Raw genomic sequence first — 3,012 nt, forward strand, 5'->3', positions numbered from 1 at the left:
GTCCCCGAGCGAGGGCGCACGGGGACCAGCCGGGCAACCGGCACCAGGGGGTGCCGGTTACCGGGGGAGACGCCGACCACGACGACCACCGCGATCAGCCGAGCCCGAGCACGCCCGCCTTCCCCGACCGCACCCCGCGCCGCCGCAGCCGCAACCCGAGCGAGCGCGCCCGCAAGACGACCACCCGCCTCTCCGACGCCGAGAAAGCCGAGATCACCGACGCCGCCACCCAGCGCGGCGTCACCGTGGCCCGCTTCCTCGCCACCGCTGGCCTGAGCGCCGCCCGCGGACGCGCCGCCGTGCACAGCAATGACCACCTCGACACCGCCATCGACGAACTCGCTGCCCTGCGCACCGCGCTGGCCCGGATCGGCAACAACATCAACCAGATCGCCTTCGTCCTCAACAGCGGTGGCCAGCCGCGCGCCGGTGAACTCGAACACGCGCTGGGCACGCTGACCGGACTTCTCGCCCGCGTCGACGATGCGGCGAACGACCTGGTGACTCGGCGGCTGTGATGGTTCCCGACATCGGACGCGGCTCCCGCACCCACGGCCTCCTCGTCTACTTGTACGGCCCCGGACGGCGCGAGGAGCACACCGACGCGCACCTCGTCGGCTCCTGGGACGGCTTCGCGCCCGACCCCGGCCGCGACACCGGCCTCGACCCCGACCCGAAGGTCACCCTCGCCCGGCTCACCGCTGCCCTGGACCTGCGGGTCAAGCAGGCCGGCGACCGCGTGCCCGCCAAGCACGTCTGGCACTGCTCGGTCCGCACCGCCCCCGGGGACCGGCGGCTGGACGACGAGGAGTGGAACGCCGTCGCCCAGCGCATCGTTCACGCCACCGGCATCGCCCCGGCCGGAGACCCCGACGGCTGCCGGTGGATCGCCGTCCGCCACGCGGAGGACCACATCCACATCGTCGCCACCCTCGTACGCGGCGACCTGCGCAACCCGCGCCTGAACTACGACTTCAACAAGGCCCAGGCCGAATGCCGCCGCATCGAGAAGGAGATGGGCCTGCGTCGCCTCAACGCTGGCGACGGCACCGCAGCGAAGAATCCCAGCAGCGCCGAGAAGTTCAAGGCCGAGCGCATCGGCCGCCCGGAGACCTCGCGCGAGACGCTCCGTGAGGCCGTTCGCCGAGCCGTGGCGGGAGCGGATTCGGAGGAGGAGTTCTTCACGCGGCTCCGCGAGGCGGGGGTGCGGGTGAAGCTGCGGCACGCTCCGTCCGGTGACACGCTCGGCTACAACGTGGCCCTGCCCGGCGACCGCAACCGCGACGGAGACCCGGTCTGGTACCCCGGCTCCAAACTGGCCCCCGACCTCTCCCTTCCGAAGATCCGCCTACGCCTCACCGACGGGGCCGCCGAGCCGAGCGCGCCCGCGGTCGCCGCTGACCGGACGAACTGGTCACCGCCCGCCCGTCAACGACGCAACGCAGTCGTTATCGCCGAGAGCTCGGCCACGCTCCTGGAACGCGACGAGGACGGCGAGGCCGCCGCCCAGCTCGTCGGCGTCGGAGAGCTCCTCGACGCGGTGGCCCAGACCTCACCAGCTACCACCCGCGCCGAGCTGGCTGCCGCAGCTCGCGCCTTCGAGCGGGCGACCCGCAGTCATGTCCGCGCCGAACGCGCCGACACCCGGGCTCTCCGCTCAGCCGCTCGGGGCATTGTCCAGGCCGGCGGGGCGCTCGGCCGAGGCGAGGACGGGGGCACCACCGCCATGCTCGTCTCCACCCTCGTCCTCGTCACCCTCGCCGCCGCCCGCTGGCACTCCGCGCGTGGACACGCCCAGCAGGCCCACGCCTCGCAACAAGCCGCCGCGCACCTGCGCACCGCCTACCGCCAGGCCGCCGCCACCCCGATGCGAGTGCTGCACGACCAAGGCCGTGCCCTTCCCCAAGCCCAGCGCCTCACGCACGAAGCCACCCTTCGCGCCGTCCTGCCGGAGGAGGTCGTACGGGCAGGGGGCATGGAAGCGAGCAACGACGCCTTGGTCGCCACCCTCGCCCAGGCCGAGCGGGCAGGCCACGACTCCGAAGCCCTCCTGCGCCAGGCCATCGACATGCGCGAACTCGACAGCGCCGATGACGTGAGCGACGTCCTGGTCTGGCGCCTGCGGCGCATCGCCCAGCTCCCGGCACACCCGGGTGACGGTGCCCGTCGTCCGCAGGCCGCCACCCGCCAGGCCACCACGCCGAGCAGCAGCACCAGTGAACGAAACGCGACGGCAGCCGCGCCGCTCGGCGCTGTTCAAGACCCCAATCGCCGCTCGTCACGTCGCTGACCAGGTCGAACCGGTAGTCGACTACCGACCGAGCGGACGCTGCGAAATGTATGGACAACTGGCTCCACCGGCTGTTACGGATGAAGACAGGACCGACAACCGGGAGATGACGCTCGTGCTCAGAACCACCACCCGCACTACGGAGCCGGCACCCGCGCTGCCCGTCCTCCCCACTGGTACCGACCCCCTGCTGCAGCTCCAGGCCGAGACGCGGCCGGCCGACGGACCCGGGGCGATTCGCTGCGTTGGCCACTCACGCGAACTCGCTCTCGCGGGCATCCCCGTGATGTGCTCCGCCTGCCGTGCCCGACGCGACTGGCTGCTCATCACCCACGGGCGCAACGTCTGGGTCCGCTGCCGGTGCGGCAACCAGTGGCTCGAGCCCGAGATCAGCCGCGCCGACTTCGACGCCTTGGTCGGCGGCCGGCACGGGACGACCTACCCGAGTGTCGAGGCGGGTCTGGCCGCGCTCGGGTTCGACGGCGTATTCGCCGGCATCTACCTGGAGTAGGCGAGCACCAGACCGAACGCCGAGGGGCGCCACCGACATATCGCACGCTGTTGGTCTATCGGGGCTCTGCGTGACGTCGGCCTTGAAGACCCAATTGTGGTCTTGAAGGCCGACATTGAGCGTTTTCCAACCTCACGCTGATGTGTGGCGAAGGACGAGGACGGCCTTCACGACGTCGGTGATTCGGTTGGTGCTGCAGCGGAGGTTCCGC

At 71.7% G+C, this 3,012-nt stretch carries 3 protein-coding genes; all 3 read left to right on the plus strand.

What is annotated here, in order from left to right; all coding sequences use genetic code 11:
- Positions 1-518 (plus strand): plasmid mobilization protein (locus ACWGO0_RS37250; RefSeq protein WP_453544868.1); only part of this gene is annotated, 518 nt, incomplete at its 5' end.
- Positions 518-2,290: a relaxase/mobilization nuclease domain-containing protein gene (locus ACWGO0_RS37255; protein ID WP_453544870.1), complete on the plus strand. Its 1,773-nt coding sequence runs from the start codon at positions 518-520 to the stop codon at positions 2,288-2,290. The genes ACWGO0_RS37250 and ACWGO0_RS37255, both read left to right, overlap by 1 nt.
- A 106-nt stretch (positions 2,291-2,396) precedes the next feature.
- Positions 2,397-2,801: a hypothetical protein gene (locus tag ACWGO0_RS37260; protein ID WP_453544869.1), complete on the plus strand. Its 405-nt coding sequence runs from the start codon at positions 2,397-2,399 to the stop codon at positions 2,799-2,801.
- Positions 2,802-3,012 lie beyond the last annotated feature (211 nt).

This window comes from Streptomyces sp. NPDC055749, from assembly GCF_053617235.1.